Genomic DNA, 20,085 nt, shown 5'->3' with positions numbered 1-20,085 from the left:
GCTGATCAAGTCGAGGCCATGATCGAACCTCTCGGCATGACAGAGACCTTGCACTCGGCATTATGGAAGCTGTAGTCGACATCGGCGGCAAGCGGCTCGGCTCGCTACTCGATCGAGCGGGCCGCCGCACCGGTTCCCGCAAGCCGGACCGAGGTCGCCGTCCACGCGACGGACTCGGGCACCGGACCAGCAGTACACAGCCTGACCGCGCATCGAATTGAGGCGTCAGAACTTCCATCTCGCCTCCGGAAGAGGTGATGTACCCGATTCGGGCGGAGGTTTGCGGATGAATCGGATCAGCAGGTAGATGAGCACGCCGAGTGGCGCGAAGATGATCGTGAACACCAGCAGCCCACTGATCACCATTGGATTGATGCGCCGGTCGCGGCTGTCGAAGAAGATCCAGCGACCGAGGAAGAGATCGAACGCTATGAAGTGGGCCCAGGTCGCGGCCGTGCCGGGCGCGCTGCTCAGGAGTTCCTGCAGGGCAGGAAGAGTCGGATTCGCCAGTGCGGCGGAAAAGTCCGCAAAAGCGGGCAGGACCAGCGCCGCATAGATCAGTAGTGGCGGTAGGCAGATCAGCGGTGACGCGACGATGGCGCGGGTCCTGCGCCACCGTGGCGCGAGAATCATCAGCGCCCAGAACGGAGCGGCGACGAGGAAGGTCGTATCGAAAAGGCGCTGGGTCATCGCGTAACCTTCAGAGTTTCGCGTGCAGACGGTGTGGTTGTGCGGCCATCCTGTGGATGGCGGACAACGACCGCGACGACCGCCGCCGTCGCGGCAACGAGAATGATCCCCGCCGCCGACAGCGTGAGCCCATCAGGGTGGATCACCGATTGTCCGCGCAGCGCCTGCCAGGTCAGTACCGCAAGAACCGCGGTGTAGACCGCGGCGGCGGTCTTGACCAGTGCAGTCCGCACGTCCGCCGACCGGGTGGCCGATATCCGCCGTGCCGACAACTCGAGAACGATCACCAGCAGCGGGAGCAGTTGCGCCGCGTGCATTCCTATGAAATGGGGGGTTCGCAGGTCACCGCCTGCGGTACTCCAGCCGAGGAAGGGCAGACCCGGGCCGCCGTCGGCGAGACCGACAGTATGCGCACCACGAATGTCACTCCCGCTATCGAGCTGAGCTCTTGTCGGAGGCACCATCAGAAAGCCCAGCGCCGCGCCGACGAGAGACAGCCCGACCCCGAGCCTGATCGCGGCGTTTCGGGCCCGATCGGGCGTCGGGTTGAACATCAGCGCCACGGAGGCGACCACAGTGGCCGCCCATACCACGACAATCGACAACCCCATGGTGTCCCACAGCACGGAGTTCAACGGGGTGGTGAAGTTGAAATGGCTGGTCGTACCCCGGATGACCTGGATCACGATGATCGTCAACTCGACGCCGAGGCCGAGGGCGGCTACGGTGCCGGCCCACCAGGCGATCCGACGCCAACGGGTGAACTGAGCGATCAACCACGCCCATGTCACCGAATAGATGACTACAGAGAGTGCGAACTTCACGACCTTGGCCCAGATCGGCAGTCCCGTCAGGGTCCGGCCGTCGACGATCGTTGCGCCGAGAGCGAAAACAGCGAGAAACGCCATAGCGGCTGCGAGCAGCATCAGTGGGCGATGCCAGTTCACGGTGGGCACAGGTTCTCCGATCATCGGGGAGCGCAAACGATGTGGCGCCGACGGATATCCGCCCGAAAAATAGGGCAGCTACGCGGATCGCCGCGCTCGGCCGCGCACTGCTCAACCAGCCAGGACAGGGCCACCAGGCACCTGATACGCAGCTCACCTCGCGGGGGAATTACAGCTGCTCCTGCGAGCGGCGCACAGCTTCGGAGTCGATTTCCTGGATTTGGATGACCACGCCGTCCGGGTCGGTGACACGAATACTGCGGCCGAAATCCTCGTCTACGACAGTGTGTCCGTAGCCATCGGCCGTCAACTTGGCCGAAACATCTTCGAGTCGCTGATCGGTGGAGAACCCGAGTTCAACGGTGCCGGGTGGGCGACCTTTCGATACTGCGGCGTCGTGGATTCCGACCGCCCCGGCGGGTGCATCCAACTGCGCCCACACCTCGACGCTGCCCTCGGCGCGGTAAGTGAGCCCGAGACCTTCGTAGAAGCGACGGGATGCCGCCATATCGGCGACGTAGCGGATAGGCAGAACTGTCAGCACGGGAGTTCCTCCTGGTCTGTTCTTCATGGTTTTCCGGCTCGGCCGGCGCTCCCCTGTGTCGGGCCGCACCCCGACTGTGGACCATCGAAGGAAATTTGTTGAGCACGGTGGCATCAGATGGTGGATATCGATACTACGATCGGCGATCGTGGTGAAAACCATCAATATCGATGCAGACGACCGGCGGATCCTGCACGCACTACAACTCGACGGCCGCGCCTCGTTCGCCCGTATCGCGATGGTGCTGGATATGTCGGAACGCATGGTCTCGCGCCGATACCATCGACTTCGTTCCCAGCTGGTGCTGCGGGTGGTGGGTGTGACGCGGCTCGACCAGCAGGCGCATGCCGACTGGTTCCTGAACATCACCGCCCCACCGGAATCGGTCGACGCCGTCGGTCGAGTGCTCGCCGCCCGTGGGGATACCTCGTGGATCGCGTCCATGGCGGGCAACGGCGGGCTCACCTGTGTTCTGCGCACCACCGCTGACGCCGGTGAAGCCGGCCACGCTTTGGCGCAGTTCCGCCGCCGGGCCAACGTCGGCACAGTCACCGCACAGCGACTACTCGCCCCGGTCGCGGGTGTGGGCGGTTGGCCCGGTCGGCTGCAGGCTCTCACTACGAGTGAACGAGAAGCCCTCGCACCGGATGTCCACCTGCCCCCACTCCCGAATACCACACGGGCGAACGCTCCCTCATCGGCTGAGGACCAACGGCTGCTGGCGTTGCTGGCCACCGACGGCCGGATGAGTGTCGCGCGTATCGCCTCCGCCTCCGGCATCCCCGAGTCGACCGTGCGCCGTCGGATAACCGACTTGACCGAACGCGGTGTGCTGATGTTCGAAGTCGAGGTCGATCCGAAGCACTACGGACGCTACATCGATGTCATCTGTTTGCTGGACGTGCAGCCCGCCGCGCTTCGCCTCGTGACCGAAGACCTCGGAAGCCATACCGAAGTAGCGTTCGCCGCAACGACCACCGGGTCGACCAATGTCCTCGCCATCGGGGAATTCACTGCCGCGGACGCACTCCACCGTTACCTCGCGGACCGCCTCGGTGCGCTCTCCGGTGTGCGGCATGTACACACCGAGATCGTCTCGAGCTGGATCAAGCGAGCAGGACCGTTACTTCTGCCGCGCAACTGACCCGCCGACAGCCGTCCCCGGGGTCTCACAGTCGTCGGTCACCGAGATCGACGCTGCCATCCCCGAGCACCCGTACCGGCCACTCTACGGGCGCGATCACAGGAGACCGATCAATTCGGCGGCGCCGTCGCGGAGGAATGCGACCAGGTCGGTGTTGTCGGCGGATACGCGGCCGACGGTTCCCTGGAGGCAGAGTCCGCCGACCACCTCGGCGCCGGGGTCGCGCACCGGGACCGCCAGGGCGGCGCGGCCGATGCGGGATTCCTGGTTCTCGGAGGCGATTTCGGTGGCCAGGATGTGGGCGAGCTGGGATCGAAGGGTAACCGGGTCGATAACGGTGTGCGCAGTGACCGGGCGTAGGTCCGCGGGGGCCAGTGGGCGGGGGCGGTAGGCGAGGAGCAGTTTTCCGGCGGCGTGGGCGTGGGGATTGCGGCTGATCGTTGCCGCGGAGACGATTTCGTGGTCGGGGTCGGTGTCGACCATTCGCAACGTGCCGCCGCGGAACGATGTCACGTACAGGCCGTAGCGGGTTTCGGTGCGCAGGTCCGCCAGGATTTCGGCGACCGTGCGGGCGGGCTGGGTGGTCGCCGCGGCGTAGGCGAGTTCCGAGGTGCGGCGGCCGAGGGCGAACCCGGTGAGGTCTGGGGTGCGGACCAGGAAACCCTCGGCGACAAGAAGGTTGAGCAGGCGGTATGCCGTGGCCGGGGGGACCCGGGTGTAGGCGGAGATCTGTTTGGCCGAGACACCGGCGCCCAGATGCGCCACGGCTTCGAGCATCGCCAATGCGCGCTGGACTGCTTTGGGTTGCTGTCCCCCGAATCCGGTGCCCGCCGCGTCCATGCGGTCGGGGTGTCGCTCGGCCACCATGGTTACCGTCCGGGTGGGCTCAGCACGGGACGGCCGTGTTCGTCGATCCGTAGTGAAGCGGCGCCGGGGAGCAGGTCCGCGGTTTCCACACTGTCGAAAACGCCGATCGCGTCGATACTGCCGGGCCGGTACCGGCGCAGCACGGCGTACCAGAGCGGTCCGGATATGCCCAGCGCGGCGCACCATGCCAGGTAGACCCATCCGCCCGAGCGGCCGGCATCGACGGCCGCGAATGCCAGCAGACCGCTCCCCGCGGCCGCCGCGGCCAGGCCCGCCACACGAGTCCCCGGAGTGTGCTCGCCGATGCGGTGCAGGAAACGCAACGCCGCGAAGGCGACCAGGGTGTAGCCGAGGAGCAGGGTGATCTCGGTGACCGCGTCGAATGCGGTGGAACCACCGTGCCCGGGGGTGTGCCAGAGCGTGCCGAGGAAGGAGATGCCGACGAACAGCGCGACGCAGGCGTAGGGGGTGCGGAACCGGGGCTGCACCTTCTCGAAGACCGCGGGGATGATGCGTTCCAGGCTCATCGAATACAGCAACCGCGACCCCGCCTGCGCGAAACCGAGCGTCGAGGCGATCCACGACGAGCAGACGCCGATGTTCACCACGAGCACGAGCAGCGGGCTCGCACCCGAGGCGGTGCCGCCGAAGTACGCGTTGAGCAGGGTGCCCGCATGCCCGCTCATCCCGGCCCAGCCCGCGACGATGTAGAGCACGCCCACCAGCAGTGGCGTGCCCAGGACGGTCCGCGTCACCGTGCGCAACGGGCGTTGCGCTTCGGGACCGAAGAACGCCGCGCTCTCGAAGCCCGCGAGGTTCAATACGGTCTGCATCGCCAGGAACACGAAGAGGCCGAAGGGTACGGGGGTCACCGTCAGGTCGAAGGCCGGCGGCTCCGGGGTCTGCAGCAGAAGGGCGAGAATCAACCCGATGGTGCATACCTCGATCAGCAGGATCAACCGGGTGGCGAACCGCACCCCGCGGATCGCGATCAGTGCGACGGCCACCGCGATTCCCGCGCAGACGAGGGCGGCGGGGATCCGGGGTAACCCGAACGATTCGCCCACCTGCGTGAGATCGGCGCCGGCGTTGGACAGCACCGAAATCGACACGCCCAGGTAGCCTGCCAGCAACGCCGCTCCCGCGGTCAGCGTCGCGCGTTTGCCGAGACCGTGGGCGACGAAGCTGTACAGCGAACCGGATGCCGCGAGCCGTACCGTGAACTGGCGGATGCACAGCGCGACCAGCGCCATCACCAGCACCGCGCCGATAACGGCGGACAGCCCGCGCACGCCGTGCGATCCGGCCGCCGACATCCACAGCGCGGTGAACACCATGCAGGTGGCCGGCGCCATGGTCGACATCGATTGCCCGGCCAGATCCAAAGGTGTGAGCTGACTGCGGCCGAGGGCGCGCAGCGGCGAGTACACCGGTTCCACGGGTGGGTCGGCCACTGCGGCATGCCGGAGTGCGGCGTGCAGAGCGCTGGTGTTCATGGGCCACCTGGGGTGAGAAATCTACTTCGGGAACAGCAATCTACGAGGGCCGGATTGCATCGATGTTTCCCATGTGACAGGTAGGCGATCGCCGAGTGGGAATCGGTCGCGAGAATCGGCGCGCCGTCGGCCCGGGAATGTGACCGGCGCCACTGCAGCCGCGCGGTGGTTACGGCTGAACAGGGCAAACCGTGGCGGCACCGATTCCATTCCGTACTGCGCGGCCGGTAATCCGCAGGAAGCGGTTCCGTCGCATCGGCTTCCCATACTTTGCTCACCGCCCGGGATGCCGGCGGTTCGACAGAGGGAAGTGAGGGTGCCGATGTTGTGGGCAGCTCTGGCGGGTGCGGTCGGCACCGTTCTGGTGATCGCGGGGGTGCCGAAGGTGGCCGACCGCGCCCGGATGGAACGCAGTGTGCGCGGGTACCGGCTGCTGCCGGATCCGCTGGTGCCGGTCGTCGCCGCGGCATTGCCGTGGGCCGAGATCGTGCTCGGTGCCGCGCTGGTACTCGGCGTCGTACCGCGTGTCAGCGGTTTCGCCGCGGCGGGGTTGTTCCTGGCCTTCTTCCTCGCACTCACGGTGAACCTGCTGCGTGGCCGGCGCGATTTGGATTGCGGATGTTTCGCGTTCGCGGCGGACCGAGGGGAGGTCGCGCATATCGGATGGTGGCACGCGCTCCGGGCGGCCGGGCTGACCGTCGCCGCGGTACTGGTCGCCGTGGCACCCGTGCCCACGGTTGCCGAACGCGCCGCCGGGGCCGGTACCGGAGTCTTCGCCGTCGCCGTGGTCGCCGTCGGACTGTATGCGCGATCGGTGATGTCGTTCGGCCGCCGGCCGGTCGACGACTACCTGACCCCGGCCGCCGTCCGGCTGCGCGCCGTCCCGGCGCCCAGCCGCTACTGATCACTCGAAAAGGACTGATCCATGACCGTTTTCCTTGTCACCATGGTCCTGCTTCTCACCGCGGCGGTCGGCGCCGAGCTGCTGATGATCCTCGGGCTCGCCCGCGAGATCGGCCGGGTGCAGGTGCGTCTCGGGCCGCTCGGCGCCCGGATGATGGACACCGGCCCGAAGGTGCAGCAGATCGGGCCCACCTTCCACGGCCTCACCGATCAGCTCGGCCGCGGCGTCAGCGTCGGCGGGCATCGCGACCGTCCGCAGCTGCTGCTGTTCACCGCGCCGAACTGTTCCACCTGTAAATCGCTGCTGCCCGGGATGAAAGCCATGGCCAAGGGTGAGGGCGATATCGATATCGTCCTGATCTCCGACGGCACCGAGCGCGAGCACGCCGAATTCCTGGCCGGCGCGGGGATCGGCGCCGAACTCAGCTACGTCGACGGGCGCGATGTCGGCATCGCCTACCAGGTCGGCACCACACCGTTCGGGGTGATGCTCGACGAGCACGGCAAGGTCCGGGCCAAGGGGCTGTGCAATCACATGGCGCAGGTGGAGAGCCTGCTCAACGCCTTGGAAACCGATACGCCGTCACTCCAGCACCTGCACGCCCGGACCGCCGCACGCGGCGCCGCCTGATGGCCGCCGGTCGCGACTCTGCCGCGGACCACATACGGCCGGGGGCAGCCCCTTCTTCGATTCCCGGAACGGAGCGCAGATGAACCAGAACAATCCTCACGACCACGGAGGTACCGAACAGCGGTATCCGGTCGACGAGAACACGGTGGCCGAACAGGCCGAATGGATGGCCGGTCGCGGCGGCGGTCTCGTCGGCCGCGCGGGACGCCGCCTGTCCGAACGTACCTCGCGGCGTTCGATGCTTTCCCGGATCGGCCGCTGGACGGTCGGGGCGTCCGGGGTCGCGGTGATCGGCGCGCTGCCCGTGTCGCGTGCGTCCGCCGCCCCCGAACCGGCGCCGGAACCGCAGGTCCCCGAGTACGACGGCAGCAATCCCGCCGAATGCGACTACTGGCGCTGGTGCAATATGGACGGAACATCCTGCGCCGCCTGTGAAGGCGGCGGCCTCACCACCTGCGCTCCGGGCTCGAAACCGGGCGCCGAATTCTGGGTCGGCTGTTGCACCAACCCGGCCGACGGCAAGACCTACCTCATCGCCTACTACGACTGCTGCGGCGCCCCGAGCTGCTCCAATGCCTTCTGCGGTGAGCCGGATATGCAGGCCACCATGTACAACCCGGTCAGCGGCAGCACCGATCAGGAGATCATCTGGTGCGTCTCCGATCAGTCGCAGGCCTATACCTGCACCATGGCGCCGATCATCGGCGCCGACTGCCAGGCCCGTCCCGCGGACCGGCCGAAGGTGGGGGCCGGATCATGACATCGAACCGCCGCAGGGTCGCGCTCGCCGCCGTACCGCTGGCCGCCCTGCTCACCGTCACCTCGTGCGGGTCGAACGACCCGGAATCGTCGACCGAGGTCACCTATCCCAGTGTCGAATTCGGCGACCCGGGGCCGGGGATCGGTTTGGGCGAGCAGGACCAGGAGATCACCGGGCAATTCCCGGAACCGTTACACGTCGGGAAGATCAAGCCGATCGGCGCGGACCAGATCCTCGGCGTCGAAGGAGATTTCGGCAGTCTGGAGATGAAGGTCGACGCCATCGACCCGGCGACCGGGAAGATCACGACCCGCGTCATCGTGGGCCCGGGGATCTGGGACCCGGTCATCCACGGTTTCGTCGGGAAGACTTCGGACGATCCCGCGGTGCTGGCAGCCGAGGTCTGGCGGCCCCGTGGTTCCCGTGGTGACGCGGATTTCACGGTCAGCACCTATTCGGGCAACCTGCTCGAACCCGCCGAGGTCACACTTCCCGAGGTGGCACGGGTGCATTCGCGGCCGGGTTCCAATGCCGTCACCTCCGATGGCAGATACTTCGTCACCTGGGACGACGGGCTCTACGGCATCAGGGTCGTCGACCTCGAATCCGGCCGGGAAAGCGGCGCCGTCCGCATTGTCGGCTGCGGGCCGTTCACCTGGATGGTCGGGCACGACCTCTACAGCGTCTGCGAGGAGACCCGCGAACTACTGCATGTCGCGATCAACGACGAGGGCGCCCCGGAGGAAGCCGGCCGGGCGAAGGTGCTGCCCGAGGATTTCGTGAGTACCCGCAAGACCACATTCGCCACCGAGGCGAACGAGGCCCTGCTGGTCAGCGAGAACGGTGATGTCTTCGTCTTCGATTTCGCCGCCGGGCTGCCCACCGAACCGGTGAAACCGATCGGCAATGCCGGCGACCCGTCGGGCCGTTTCGCCGAGAACGTCATCAACGCCGGCGGGACCCGGATCGCGATCGCCTACACCGACAGCATCGTGCACCCCGATTCCGCTCGCGGCGGCTCGGTTGCCAAGGTGGTGGTGTACGACGCGGCGAATCTGAAGCCGCTGCGCACCCACACCCTCACCGACGCCGGGATCACCGCGTTCACGTCGATGGCCTACAGCGTGGACGGCACGAAGTTCTACATCCTCGGGGACGCGCCGGAAGTCGACGGCGAGGCGCCGCAGCGGCTGGTCGGGTTCGATGTGGCCACCGGTAACCAGGTGAGCGCGGTGACGCTGGACGGCACTGTCGAACCGGTCGCCGATCTGCTCACACCGGAGGTGCTGGAATGACCTCCACACTGCTGGGACGACGCCGGTTCCTGTCCCTCGCGGCGGCCGGCGCCGGACTGGCGGGAATCGGCGCGCTCGGCGCCACGGGGTGCGGATCGTCGGCGGGTACGACCTCCGGAGCTGCCGGGCTCGACTACATACGACCCGGCGATCCCGAGGTAGCGGCCGCCGAGGCCGCCCGCCGCTCGACCGGGAAAACCGCCGCCTACGCCCTCGCCGCAGGGGCGACGACCGTGGATCTCGGTGGGCGGCCGGTGCATACGTGGACCTACGGGGCCGGAGCGGTCGCTCCGGAGTTGCGGCTCTCGGCCGGGGATACGCTCGCGGTGCGGGTCACCAACACGGTTCCGGCGGAGACCAGTATCCACTGGCACGGGATCCGGATCCGCAACGATATGGACGGGGTGCCACCGGTCACCCAGAAACCCATCGCCGCGGGCGGCACCTTCGAGTACCGGTTCGTCGCGCCCGACCCGGGAACCTACTGGTACCACTCGCATTCCGGATTGCAGGCCGATCGCGGTCTCTTCGGCGCGCTGATCGTCGAGGACCCGGGCGATACGACGGGTGCCGATGCCGATGCCGTACTGGTTCTCGACGACTGGGTCGACGGGCTGGGCACCACCCCGGATGCGGTGATGGCCGCTCTCAACCCCGCTCTGCACGGCGGACACGCCGGTCACGGTGCCGCTGCCCCGGTGCAGGTGGGTGTCGGGGAGGCGGCGGCGGCGGCCTCGCTCACCGCCGCCGGGCACGGTGCATCGCCGGTGCTCGGCGGGATGACCCAGCACATCGCCTACCCGCTGCATCTGATCAACGGCCGCCCCCCGAACGACCCCGCGGTCATCACGGCGGCCCCGGGGTCGCGGCTGCGGTTACGCATCATCAATGCCGGCGCGGAGACGCCCTACCGCTTCGCCGTCGCCGGACACCGGCTGACCGTGGTGGCCGTCGACGGATACGACGTAGTCCCGGCCGAGGCCGACACGATCCTTATCGGCATGGCCCAGCGCTACGACGTCCTGGTGACGGTCGCATCCGGGGCGTGGCCGGTCGTGGCCGCGGTCGAAGGCCGACCCGGCTACGCCTCGACCGTATTGCGCAGTTCGGACTCGGCTCCGCTCGCCGATCCCGATATCGGCGGCGTGATCCCGGAACTCCGCGGGCACCTGGTACCGGAAAGCGAACTGCGCCCCGCACAGCACGTCCGCCTGCCGAACCGGCCACCCGACCGCGACTACGCGGTGGACCTGCTCCAGGCCGGCGACCGCTACGTCTGGGCGATGGCCGGCGCCGACGCGGGCGATCTGGTGCTGAAACAGGGCGAGCGCGTCCGCATCACCATGCACAACCGGTCGACCATGTGGCACCCCATGCACACCCACGGGCATACGTTCGCGATCCCCGATTACGGCGGTCTGCGCCGCGACACCGTCAACGTCCTGCCCGGCACCTCGCTGGCGATCGAATTCGACGCCGACAACCCGGGCGAATGGATGTTCCACTGCCACAACGCCTATCACTTCGAAGCCGGTATGACGGCCAACCTGATGTACGTCCGATGAGAGGTATCGATGAACAAGCTCCTGGTCCTGACCGCCGCCGTATGCGCACTCTTCTCGCTGACGGCGTGCGGCGATTCGGGAGGCGAGACCGTGACGGTCAGCGTGGCGAATATGAGCTATGGCCCCGCCTCGGTGACCATCGAGAAAGGCCAGACAGTCGAATGGACCTTCGACGACAACGGCCTCCCGCACGATGTGGTGGCCGACGACGGAGCATTCGAGAGCGAACTACTCACCGAAGGCAGTTTCACCCACACCTTCACCGAAGCGGGCACCTTCACCTACCACTGCACCCCGCACCCCATGATGATCGGCACCGTCGTGGTCGAGGGCTGAGTTTCCCGGCCGCCGTCCTGCTTCTGCTTTTCGCCGGCGCGTGTTCGAGCCCACCACGAGCCGACACCGTCGTGCACATCAGCCAGATCCGATTCGAGCCGCGGGAAGTCCGGATCCCCGTGGGCGGCACCGTCGAATGGCGCTTCGACGACGGCCTCCTCCTGCACGACCTGCGCGCCGAGGGTGTCTTCGACAGCGGCATCCGCAGCGAGGAAACCTTCCGGTTCACCTTCACCACCCCCGGCGACGTGACGTATCGCTGCTCCATCCACCCGACCATGTCCGGAACCGTGCACGTCGGCTGACGTGCGGCAACCCTCCAGGAGGCACACCATGACAACCCTGCTCGATCACGAAGCACTGCCCGTCGATATGCCACAGATCCGGCCCGAACTCCAGCGATCGGTCGGACTCGGGTCCCGCGTCGTCCTGCCCGCGGCCGCCGCGACGGCCGGAATCGCGACGGCATTCGTGGCGGCTCCGGGGCAGGCCACCGGCCTCACCGTCGCGGTCGTGGGCGCCGGCCTGATCACCGCCCTGGCCGCGAACTGGTCGACCTGCGGGATGTCCGTCGCGGGCGTCGTGGCCGCACCCAAACAACCGGGCCGCCGCGGTGCCTCCACACCATTACGGCGCCTCGGCTGGCACGCACTCGGCTCCGTGGCCACAGCGTCGATCACCGGCGCGCTGATCGGCGCGCTCGGCGGCATCGCCCTCGACCTGGTACCGGTCACGCTGATGATCGGCGCCTGGGCCGTCCTCGCCGCGGCCTACGGCCTGCACGAACTCGGACTCCTCGCCCTGCCGACCCCGATGCGCCGCCGCCAACTCCCCCGGCACCTGCGGCGCAGTATGGCGCCGTGGAAAGTATCGCTGCTGTTCGGCGCGATCATCGGGCCCGGTTTCCTCATCTACATCCGTTCCAGCGCGTACTACCTGCTGGTGCTGGGAGTCGCGGCCGTGGGGTCACCGGCCCTCGGCGCGGCCCTGTTCGTGACGGTCACCCTCGGCCGCTGCCTGCCCAGCGCCGCCGCCATCGCCTACACCCGCCGCGGCGGCTCGATGCCCGGCTTCTTGTCACTGATGTGCCTGGTCGACCGCCGCGTGCAGGTGCTCACCGGAGCGGTGCTGGTGGGGCTCGCAGGCTTCGCCGCCGGAATGCTCGGCTGACGTCCGCTCCGCCGCGGACCAGGGCGGCCGCGCAGCCATATCGTTCACTGGCGGTCGGCGCTCTGGGCGAGTTGGGCCGGATTCTGTGCGGACGATGTGCTGGATCGGTGTGGTGGAAGACCAGGAGCCGGCGGCCGGTGCCCAGCCGGCTCGAGGACAGGAAGAACTCGACGTGCAGCGTCGAACCGGTCGGGCATCACGGCCGAGACGAGTTGCCGGCTCCACGGTCCCGAACCCCCAGTAGACCGAGAGCGAAGTGCGCGTATTCGGTGGCGATGTCTTCGGGCGTCTCGGCCCCGCCGAGGCGAAACCACTGCGGTAGTGAGGTGCACATGGTGGCGATGGCCCGGCCTGCGATGCGCGCGTGGCGGGTGGGCAGATTCTCCTCGGACACGGCGGCATCTATGTCATCGTCGAGCAGATACTGAAGCATGTTGCGGGAGGCAGTAATTCGTAGCCGGTTGTCGGGATTCAGGCTGCGCATCTCACTGGCTCCGATGAAGGCGAGTTCACGGCGGTGGGTGTGGAACAGGGCCAGCGCCTCGACGACCCGGGCGACGCGGCCGGGCCCGGTATCGGCTTCGCGCCGGGCCGCGCGGACCCGCCAGTGCAATTCGTCCATGGTCAGGTCGAGTGCTCGCACCAGCAGTTCCTGTTTATCGCGATAGTGGTGGTACACGCCGGGCACGCTCATACCGGCGCGGCGAGCGATCGAACGCATGGTGGCGCCGTGGTATCCGGTCTCGACGAAGGAGTCGATGGCGGCGCCGAGTACGGGGTCGATATCGAGTGGCGGAAATTTTCGCCAGGCGTGCGGTGTGTCGATATCCGGTCCCGGGCCGGCGCCGCGACGGGCCGGCGACCGCGTAGCGCCGACGTCCGGTTCCTGCTCGCCGATCAGCCAGGACACGGTGGTCCCGAGAGTGGAGGCCAACGCGCGCAGCCGCGGGATCGATACACCGGTCTTGCCGTTCTCCACGGCGCTGAGCGTCGCGGGACTGACGGCGATCCGCTGTGCGGTCTCGCGCAGCGAGAGGCCGGCCGCCATCCGGGCCTGCCGCACCCGTGCTCCGACTCCGCTCTCGGCATGTTCCGATCCATCCATACGTTCAGCATACCTGAACACATACACATCGAAAGCCGATCAGGAATTGACACCCGCGTCTCTGAAATGCCAATATCCCTGGAGCCCGAGTGCCGAACGATCGTTCGGTGTAGGAGATACAGGAGTGGCCCGTGACGATCGATCTGTCCCTGTCATCCGAGGTGCAAGCACTGGTCGACCGCACCCGTAGCTTCATCCGCGACCATGTGGTGCCGCTCGAAGACGCGCACGACGGTGACATCACCGCGGCGGGCGGTGACAGGTTCCGCGTGGAACTGCAGCAGGCAGCCCGGGATGCGGGCGTGTTCGCGCCGCACGCGCCGATCGAATACGGCGGGCACGGCCTGAACATGTCCGACCGTGCCCCGGTCTTCGAGGAAGCCGGGTACTCGCTGTTCGGGCCCACGGCCCTGAATATCGCCGCACCCGACGAGGGCAACGTGCACATGCTCGCGCATATCGCGGATCCGGAGCAGAAACAGCAGTACCTCGCGCCGCTGGCGCACGGTGAGGTGCGTTCGGCGTTCGCGATGACCGAGCCCGCTCCCGGCGCCGGGTCCGATCCTTCCGCGCTGGCCACCCGCGCGGTCCGGGCCGAGGGCGGATGGCGGATCAACGGCACCAAATGGTTCATCACCGGCGCCGAGGGGGCGGGCTTCTTCATCATCATGGCGCGCACCTCCGGCGAGCCGGGCGCGCGCGGCGGCGCGACGATGTTCCTGGCCCCGGCCGACACCCCCGGTATCCGGGTCGGACGCCACCTCGACACCTTGGACCGTTCGATGGTCGGCGGGCATTGCGAGGTCTTCTTCGAGGACCTCCTGGTTCCGGAGTCGGCGGTGCTGGGCGAGGTCGACCGCGGTTTCGAATACGCGCAGGTGCGGCTCGGGCCGGCCCGGATGACGCATGTGATGCGGTGGCTCGGCGCCGCCCGCCGGGGACACGATGTGGCAGTGGCTCAGGTGGCTCAGCGCGAAGGTTTCGGTTCGAAACTGGGCGATCTCGGCATGGTTCAGAAGATGGTCGCCGACAACGAGATCGATATCGCCGCCACTCGCGCCCTGTTGACCCGCGCCTGCTGGGAGCTCGATCGCGGCGAGCCCGCCGGTAACGCCACGTCGATCGCGAAGACGTTTGCCGCCGAGGCCATCTTCCGGATCGTCGACCGCAGTATGCAGATGTGCGGTGGGCTCGGAGTTTCCGGCGACCTGCCGTTGGCCCGGCTCTCGCGCGAGGTGCGCCCGTTCCGGATCTACGACGGCCCGTCGGAGGTCCATCGGTGGGCGATCGCCAAGCGCACGGTCGGTGCCGCCAAACGCGCACTGCGGGACAGCGAATGAACCTGCCGGGTATGGACGTCGCCGCGTTGGAGCGATTCCTGCGGGAGCGGGATATCGAGGTGCGCGGCGAACTACGAGTCGAACTGATCAGCGGTGGCCGGTCGAATCTGACCTTCACCGCCGCCGACGACGTGAACCGGTGGGTGGTACGCCGCCCACCGGTGGCCGGGCTCACCCCCTCCGCCCACGATATGGCGCGCGAGTACACGGTGACCGACGCGCTCCGGCATTCGGCGGTACCCGTGGCGAAAACGGTGGCTTTCGACGCGGAGGGCACGGTTCTGGGTGCGCCGATGACGGTGGTCGAATTCGTCGACGGCGCCGTGATCCGCGATCAGGACGACCTCACCGCGCTCAGTGACGAGCAGGTCACCGCCGGTGTCGCGGAATTGGTGCGGGTACTCGCCGAGCTGCACGCGGTACGGCCCGAGGCGGTCGGCCTGGAGAAGTTCGGCCGGCCGGCCGGTTTCCTCACCCGTCAGGTGAATCTCTGGGCATCCCAGTGGGAGCGGGTCAAAACGCGCGAACTCCCCGATGTCGCGGCCCTGCACGCGGCGCTGGCGGAGGCGGTACCGACGGAGTCGGCGACCTCGATCGTGCACGGCGACTACCGCATCGACAACACCATCCTCGACGCCGCGGACTTCGACCGGGTGCGTGCCGTGGTCGACTGGGAACTGTCCACCCTCGGTGATCCGCTCACCGACGCGGCGCTCATGTGCGTTTACCGGACGCCGGTATTCGACCTGGTGCTCGGCACCCGTGCCGCGTGGACCAGTGACCGGATGCCCACACCCGAGGCGCTCGCACAGGCCTACGCCACCGCGTCGGGCCGCGACCTCGGGAACTGGGGTTTCTACCTCGCACTGGCCAATTTCAAGCTGGGGGTGATCGGCGAAGGTATCACCCATCGGGCGAGGCAGGGGTCCGACGCCGGTTCTGCCGCCGGGCGGGCCGCCGAAGCCACCCCGGAGTTCATGGCGGCCGGACTGCGGGCGCTGAAAGGCGGCCGACAATGACCGGCCACACAAGGAAAGCCGCGCTCATCAGCGGCGCGACCCGCGGTATCGGCCTGGGCATCGCGACACTGCTCGCCCGGCAGGGCTACGCGCTGACGCTCACCGCGCGCGACGCCGCACGCCTCGACGCGGTCGCCGCCGACCTGCGCGCGGCCGGCGCGGCCGATATCGTGACCGTCGCCGCGGATATGGCCGACGGTGCGGGTATCGAGCGGGTGCTGAGCGCACATGCGGAGCGTTTCGACGCGCTGTCCGCCCTGATCCTCAACGCGGGAGTCGGTACTGCCGGCGCTCTCGCCGACGCCTCGATGCGCCGCTTCGATAAAACTATCGCCGTGAATCTGCGCGCACCGGTGCAGCTCATCCAGGGCGCCTTGCCGATGCTGCGGGCCGGTGCGGCGGCCGAGCCCGGCCGCGGCGCGAAGGTGATCGCACTCGCGTCGATGGCCGGTGTCTACGCCGAGGCCGGATTGGCGGTATACGGCGCCGCGAAGGCGGCGCTCATCTCCCTGATCGCCACCCTCAATGCCGAAGAATCACCGAACGGTGTTACCGCCACCACGATCGCACCCGGCTACGTCGACACCGAGATGAGTGCATGGATCCACGACCGGATCCCACCCGAGCGAATGCTGGCCATCAGCGATGTGGTCGAAATGGTGGACTCCCTGCTTCGGTTGTCCTCCCGCGCGGTGGTCCCGAACATCGTCATGTCCCGCGCGGGAACAGACGGTTACCACGCCTAGAGACTGCGAGCCGCTGTTATGGTTGCCCGGGAAGGCAATCCATCAGCAAGTAGGAGTCGATGTGGCGAAGGCGTCCTCGTCGGGGCGAACCTGTCCACCAGTAGTTTCCGAACGATCCCGAACAGGCGCAGCTACCGGCTCACCAGCGTGCCGGAGCCGGGGTTTCCATGGATAGCGGACGGTGGTAGGACAGATCGGATTCATCCCGGGTACCGACGAGGTAGCCGGCTTTCTTGAAGAAGCTCGATTGCAACATGGACGCGTCCGCGCCGAACATCGTCTCGACAGTGGAACGCCGCACCGCGATGCGCCACCGGCCGTCACGGCGTTCGAGCCGGTCGAGGTAGCGGCCGGCGATCACCTGGGCGCTGCGGCCGTCGAGCCCGAGCAGCACGACGAGGACGTAACTCTCCGCGTGCGCGGTATCGCCGTCGATCTCGCAGGTATGCGTCGTGATGTGGTGAGTATGGACGAGCGATGTTTCCGCATGCGTTCGATTGGCCCATTCGGCGTAGCCGGGCCCCGGATTGACCGCCGCACCGTGTTCGTCGATTCCGTCGCGATGATAGGCGGCGGTCACGAGGTCGGGATCGTGGCGATCACAGCCCCGCGCATGACCGGCTATGCAATCGAGGATCGCCGTGCGGTCCATCAGGTATCGGACGTCTCGCCGGAGCGCTTCCAGGTCAGTACCGTCGGTCATATTTCTCCTTGGTGGCATGCGACATGCACGGGTGTCGGCGCATCGTCTCGACCTCACCACTTGCTATACGATCGTACAGCACGAGAGGTGAGAAAATATGGGTTCCCCCGGAGGTACAGGAGGCGGAGCATGGCGACATCGTCACGGCGCACCGGCGCCGAGACGTCGAAGACCAGGGGCGTTCTTCTGGACTGCGTGGAACAGCTGATGCTGGAAGAGGGATACGCGGCAGTGACGTTCCGCGCCGTGGCGGCCAAAGCCGGCGTCACCTCCAGCCTGGTCCAGTACTACTTCCGGACCCTCGACGGCATCTTCCTCGCCGCCATCCGCCGATACACCGAACGCAATATCAGGCATCTCGCCGAGGCCCTGCAAGCCCCTCGCGACCAACTGCCACGGGTGCTCTGGGAGTACAGCCGGGACGAAGCAACCAGCGCCCTGACCACCGAGTTCATGGCATTGGGCAACCATCGCGAATCGGTCCGCGCCGAAATCGCCGAGGCGACAGAACAAGTACGAAAACTTCAACTCGACGCCCTGTCCCCGGGCGTCGACGGACACAGGTTCCTCGACCAGGAGCTCACCCCGGGAGCGCTGCTGCTACTCATCGTCGGCATACCGAAGTTCCTCAACCTCGAGGAGGGAATCGGCGTCCGCACCGCCCACCGAGAGCTCGTCGATGCCTTCGAGCAATACCTCGGCCCGGTCCAGCCGCCCGTACCGAAATCCCGGTCCGGACGTTCACCCCGCTCCCGGAACTGAGTTCAGGCCAACCACGGTCAATCCACGTTGCCGGTAACGGCTTTGGCATCGGCCTGGAAGTCGGCAAAGCTGGTGCCGCTCTTCTCGTGCCGGCTCAGCGCCCGGACCGATACATCGTGCCCCTCGGCGGCCTTGCGCAGGGCACCCGCGGTGGCCGCCTCCGCAGGTACGTGACCGAACGGTTCGAAGTGGTACCAGCGCATGGCGTTCTGGTGAGTGATCTTGTTGATCTCGTCGTCGGGCACCCCGTAGGTTTCGAACACCCGGCCCAGCTCCTCGGGCGCGCCGGGCCACATGGAATCGCTGTGCGGGTAGTCCATTTCCCAGCAGATATTGTCGATGCCGATCTCGTGGCGGTTCTTCACTCCGATCGGATCGGAGATGAAGCATGTCAGGAAATGCTCGCGGAACACCTCCGACGGCCGCTTGCCGCCGAAATCCTGGTGGGTCCACGTCGCATGCATGTCGTAGGTGCGATCCACACGATCCAGGAAGTAGGGGATCCAGCCCGTGCCGCCCTCGCTCAGCGCGATCTTGAGATCGGGGTATTGCTTGATCGGCTTCGACCACAGCAGGTCCGCGGCGGCCTGCACGATGTTCATCGGCTGCAGCGTGATCATCACATCCATCGGCGCGTCCGGCGCGGTCACCGCCAACCGGCCCGACGAGCCGATGTGCACATTCATCACGGTGTCGGTGTCCACCAGGGCCTTCCACAACGGCGTCCAGTAGTCGTCGTGGAAACTGGGACAGCCCATGGCGGCAGGGTTCTCGGTGAACGTGAGGGCGTGCACGCCTTTCTCCGATACCCGACGCACCTCCTGCGCGCATAATTCGGCGTCCCAGATGACCGGCAGCGCCATGGGGATGAAACGTCCCGGGTTCGACCCACACCACTGATCGATGTGCCAGTCGTTGTAGGCACGCACCAGCGCGAGGGAGAAGTCGGAATCCTCGGTCGCGAACAAGCGGGCGGCGAAGCCGGGAAAGGAGGGGAAGTTCAGGGTGGCCAGCACGCCGCCGGCGTTCATATCCTTGACCCGTTCGTCCGGGTCGTAGCAGCCGGGCCTGATCTCGTCGAGGCCTTGCGGTTCCAGCCCGTATTCCTCCTTGGGCCGTCCCGCCACGGCGTTGAGCGCCACGTTGGGAATCACCGTGTCCCGGAACCGCCAAGTATCGGAGCCGTCGGGATTGTGCACCAGCCGCGGCGCCTCGTCGCGGTACTTCGGGGGGAGGTGGTTGCCGCCGCCGGCACAGCCCGGCCGCGCGCTACGCCCGGTACCCCTGGAACCAGGCCGACCGGGTTCCGGACGCCGCACTACGACACCGCCTCGGTCACGTTCACACCTCCGCAAAGCACACAGCCCACGATTCGGCGATGAGAAGTTCGCCGGCGCAGCCGGCGATCATCGGGGCCCGGGTACCTCACGACAGCAGGCCGCCAGGGCGGTGAGTATGACGTCGATCAGCAGCTCTTGTGGGTAGGGATCTGCGAGATCACCTGCGGCCGAAAGCGTCTGGGGTCGTGCATGCGCGAGTCCGACCAGGCAGTCCAAGGCCAGTTCGGTGTCCAGGTCGGCCGGGAGCTCACCCCGTTCGACCGCCCGCCGGAGCATGGCCACACCGGCGTCCCGGCGAGGTTGACGCAGCGCGGAGTAGAAGGCCCGGGCCAGCCGCGGGTTCCGGGTGGCTTCGGCGCCGAGATCGGCGATGATCCGGGTTGTGCGCTCGTCGCTACGGGCTTCGGTAGCAGCCGCGACATAACAGGCGATATCGCCGCGCAGCGTCCCCGTATCGGGCACTGGTACGGCGTTCCACGTCAGATCCGCCACGATCTGCTCGACCATGGACTGTTTGGACTCCCAGCGCCGGTAGATCGCCGCCTTGCCGACCCCGGCGCGACGCGCGACTGCTTCCATCGACATCCGGGCATAACCGGATTCGGCGATTTCGTCCCACGCCGCCGCCGTGATCGCGTCGGTGACATGCCCACGCAGCAGTGCTGCGCCGGCGACGGGACGGGAACGGGGCGGGTCGGTCATCGCCGTCAGTGTAGTGGACG

The 20,085-nt window shown here is 67.4% G+C and carries 21 protein-coding genes and 1 pseudogene; 13 read left to right on the top strand and 9 right to left on the bottom strand.

Features of this window, described 5'->3' with window-relative positions; all coding sequences use genetic code 11:
• Positions 1–225: 225 nt before the first annotated feature.
• From AB0F41_RS06205 to AB0F41_RS06195, 3 genes are all read right to left on the bottom strand, one after another.
• Complete coding sequence (locus AB0F41_RS06205) at positions 226–690, bottom strand: ABA4-like family protein (protein WP_357421629.1); 465 nt, start codon at positions 688–690, stop codon at positions 226–228.
• Positions 687–1,646, bottom strand: coding sequence for a hypothetical protein (locus tag AB0F41_RS06200; RefSeq protein ID WP_357421628.1), 960 nt, complete (start codon positions 1,644–1,646; stop codon positions 687–689). Before AB0F41_RS06200 ends, AB0F41_RS06205 begins: the two co-directional genes overlap by 4 nt.
• 160 nt (positions 1,647–1,806) lie before the next feature.
• Complete coding sequence (locus AB0F41_RS06195; protein WP_357421627.1) at positions 1,807–2,181, bottom strand: VOC family protein; 375 nt, start codon at positions 2,179–2,181, stop codon at positions 1,807–1,809.
• Positions 2,182–2,329: 148 nt separating this feature from the next.
• On the opposite strand from AB0F41_RS06195, the gene AB0F41_RS06190 reads away from it, so the two are divergent.
• Positions 2,330–3,325, top strand: coding sequence for an AsnC family transcriptional regulator (locus AB0F41_RS06190; RefSeq protein WP_357421626.1), 996 nt, complete (start codon positions 2,330–2,332; stop codon positions 3,323–3,325).
• Between the two features lie 96 nt (positions 3,326–3,421).
• On the opposite strand, the gene AB0F41_RS06185 is transcribed toward AB0F41_RS06190, so the two are convergent.
• Both AB0F41_RS06185 and AB0F41_RS06180 read right to left on the bottom strand, forming a co-directional pair.
• On the bottom strand, positions 3,422–4,165 hold the full coding sequence (locus AB0F41_RS06185; protein WP_357421834.1) for a helix-turn-helix domain-containing protein: 744 nt from the start codon (positions 4,163–4,165) through the stop codon (positions 3,422–3,424).
• Positions 4,166–4,194: 29 nt separating this feature from the next.
• The gene (locus AB0F41_RS06180; RefSeq protein WP_357421625.1) at positions 4,195–5,688 is read right to left on the bottom strand and encodes an APC family permease; all 1,494 of its coding nucleotides are present in this window, start codon (positions 5,686–5,688) and stop codon (positions 4,195–4,197) included.
• A gap of 322 nt (positions 5,689–6,010) precedes the next feature.
• On the opposite strand from AB0F41_RS06180, the gene AB0F41_RS06175 reads away from it, so the two are divergent.
• The 8 genes from AB0F41_RS06175 (at position 6,011) to AB0F41_RS06140 (ending at position 12,348) form a co-directional block, all read left to right on the top strand.
• Entirely contained in the window at positions 6,011–6,592 is a 582-nt protein-coding gene (locus tag AB0F41_RS06175; RefSeq protein WP_357421624.1) for a MauE/DoxX family redox-associated membrane protein, read from the top strand.
• Between the two features lie 21 nt (positions 6,593–6,613).
• Entirely contained in the window at positions 6,614–7,222 is a 609-nt protein-coding gene (locus tag AB0F41_RS06170) for a methylamine utilization protein (RefSeq protein WP_357421623.1), read from the top strand.
• Between the two features lie 79 nt (positions 7,223–7,301).
• Entirely contained in the window at positions 7,302–7,982 is a 681-nt protein-coding gene (locus tag AB0F41_RS06165) for a methylamine dehydrogenase light chain (protein ID WP_357421622.1), read from the top strand.
• Positions 7,979–9,277, top strand: a complete 1,299-nt coding sequence (locus tag AB0F41_RS06160; RefSeq protein WP_357421621.1) for a hypothetical protein — start codon at positions 7,979–7,981, stop codon at positions 9,275–9,277. The genes AB0F41_RS06165 and AB0F41_RS06160 overlap by 4 nt, the downstream gene beginning before the upstream one ends.
• Complete coding sequence (locus tag AB0F41_RS06155; protein ID WP_357421620.1) at positions 9,274–10,842, top strand: multicopper oxidase family protein; 1,569 nt, start codon at positions 9,274–9,276, stop codon at positions 10,840–10,842. Before AB0F41_RS06160 ends, AB0F41_RS06155 begins: the two co-directional genes overlap by 4 nt.
• Before the next feature lie 9 nt (positions 10,843–10,851).
• Positions 10,852–11,178, top strand: coding sequence for a cupredoxin family copper-binding protein (locus tag AB0F41_RS06150; protein WP_357421619.1), 327 nt, complete (start codon positions 10,852–10,854; stop codon positions 11,176–11,178).
• A gap of 119 nt (positions 11,179–11,297) precedes the next feature.
• On the top strand, positions 11,298–11,483 hold the full coding sequence (locus AB0F41_RS06145; protein WP_357421618.1) for a hypothetical protein: 186 nt from the start codon (positions 11,298–11,300) through the stop codon (positions 11,481–11,483).
• Positions 11,484–11,511: 28 nt separating this feature from the next.
• A complete protein-coding gene (locus AB0F41_RS06140) occupies positions 11,512–12,348 on the top strand; it encodes a methylamine utilization protein (protein WP_357421617.1) in 837 nt (278 codons plus the stop codon).
• 196 nt (positions 12,349–12,544) lie between these two features.
• Here the strand turns inward: AB0F41_RS06140 and AB0F41_RS06135 are convergent, their stop codons facing one another.
• The gene (locus AB0F41_RS06135) at positions 12,545–13,453 is read right to left on the bottom strand and encodes a TetR family transcriptional regulator (RefSeq protein ID WP_357421616.1); all 909 of its coding nucleotides are present in this window, start codon (positions 13,451–13,453) and stop codon (positions 12,545–12,547) included.
• Between the two features lie 131 nt (positions 13,454–13,584).
• On the opposite strand from AB0F41_RS06135, the gene AB0F41_RS06130 reads away from it, so the two are divergent.
• The 3 genes from AB0F41_RS06130 to AB0F41_RS06120 are packed head-to-tail and all read left to right on the top strand — an operon-like array spanning position 13,585 to position 16,558.
• A complete protein-coding gene (locus AB0F41_RS06130) occupies positions 13,585–14,793 on the top strand; it encodes an acyl-CoA dehydrogenase family protein (RefSeq protein WP_357421615.1) in 1,209 nt (402 codons plus the stop codon).
• Entirely contained in the window at positions 14,790–15,812 is a 1,023-nt protein-coding gene (locus tag AB0F41_RS06125; protein WP_357421614.1) for a phosphotransferase family protein, read from the top strand. The genes AB0F41_RS06130 and AB0F41_RS06125 overlap by 4 nt, the downstream gene beginning before the upstream one ends.
• The gene (locus tag AB0F41_RS06120) at positions 15,809–16,558 is read left to right on the top strand and encodes an SDR family oxidoreductase (protein WP_357421613.1); all 750 of its coding nucleotides are present in this window, start codon (positions 15,809–15,811) and stop codon (positions 16,556–16,558) included. Before AB0F41_RS06125 ends, AB0F41_RS06120 begins: the two co-directional genes overlap by 4 nt.
• Positions 16,559–16,697: 139 nt before the next feature.
• Here AB0F41_RS06120 and AB0F41_RS06115 read toward each other — a convergent pair whose 3' ends face one another.
• Positions 16,698–17,261: a nuclear transport factor 2 family protein gene (locus AB0F41_RS06115; protein ID WP_357421612.1), complete on the bottom strand. Its 564-nt coding sequence runs from the start codon at positions 17,259–17,261 to the stop codon at positions 16,698–16,700.
• A 129-nt stretch (positions 17,262–17,390) separates the two neighbouring features.
• Here AB0F41_RS06115 and AB0F41_RS06110 point away from each other — a divergent pair, with 129 nt between their 5' ends.
• The gene (locus AB0F41_RS06110; protein WP_357421611.1) at positions 17,391–18,023 is read left to right on the top strand and encodes a TetR/AcrR family transcriptional regulator; all 633 of its coding nucleotides are present in this window, start codon (positions 17,391–17,393) and stop codon (positions 18,021–18,023) included.
• 17 nt (positions 18,024–18,040) lie between these two features.
• Here the strand turns inward: AB0F41_RS06110 and AB0F41_RS06105 are convergent.
• A pseudogene (locus AB0F41_RS06105) lies at positions 18,041–19,264 on the bottom strand (amidohydrolase family protein); the annotation flags it as partial.
• A gap of 165 nt (positions 19,265–19,429) precedes the next feature.
• A complete protein-coding gene (locus AB0F41_RS06100) occupies positions 19,430–20,065 on the bottom strand; it encodes a TetR/AcrR family transcriptional regulator (RefSeq protein ID WP_357421610.1) in 636 nt (211 codons plus the stop codon).
• Positions 20,066–20,085 lie beyond the last annotated feature (20 nt).

Origin of the sequence: Nocardia sp. NPDC024068, assembly GCF_040638875.1 — a bacterium.
Lineage (GTDB): Bacteria > Actinomycetota > Actinomycetes > Mycobacteriales > Mycobacteriaceae > Nocardia.
Note: the sequence above shows the minus strand (reverse complement) of the source record. Positions and strands in the feature narration are given on the sequence as shown.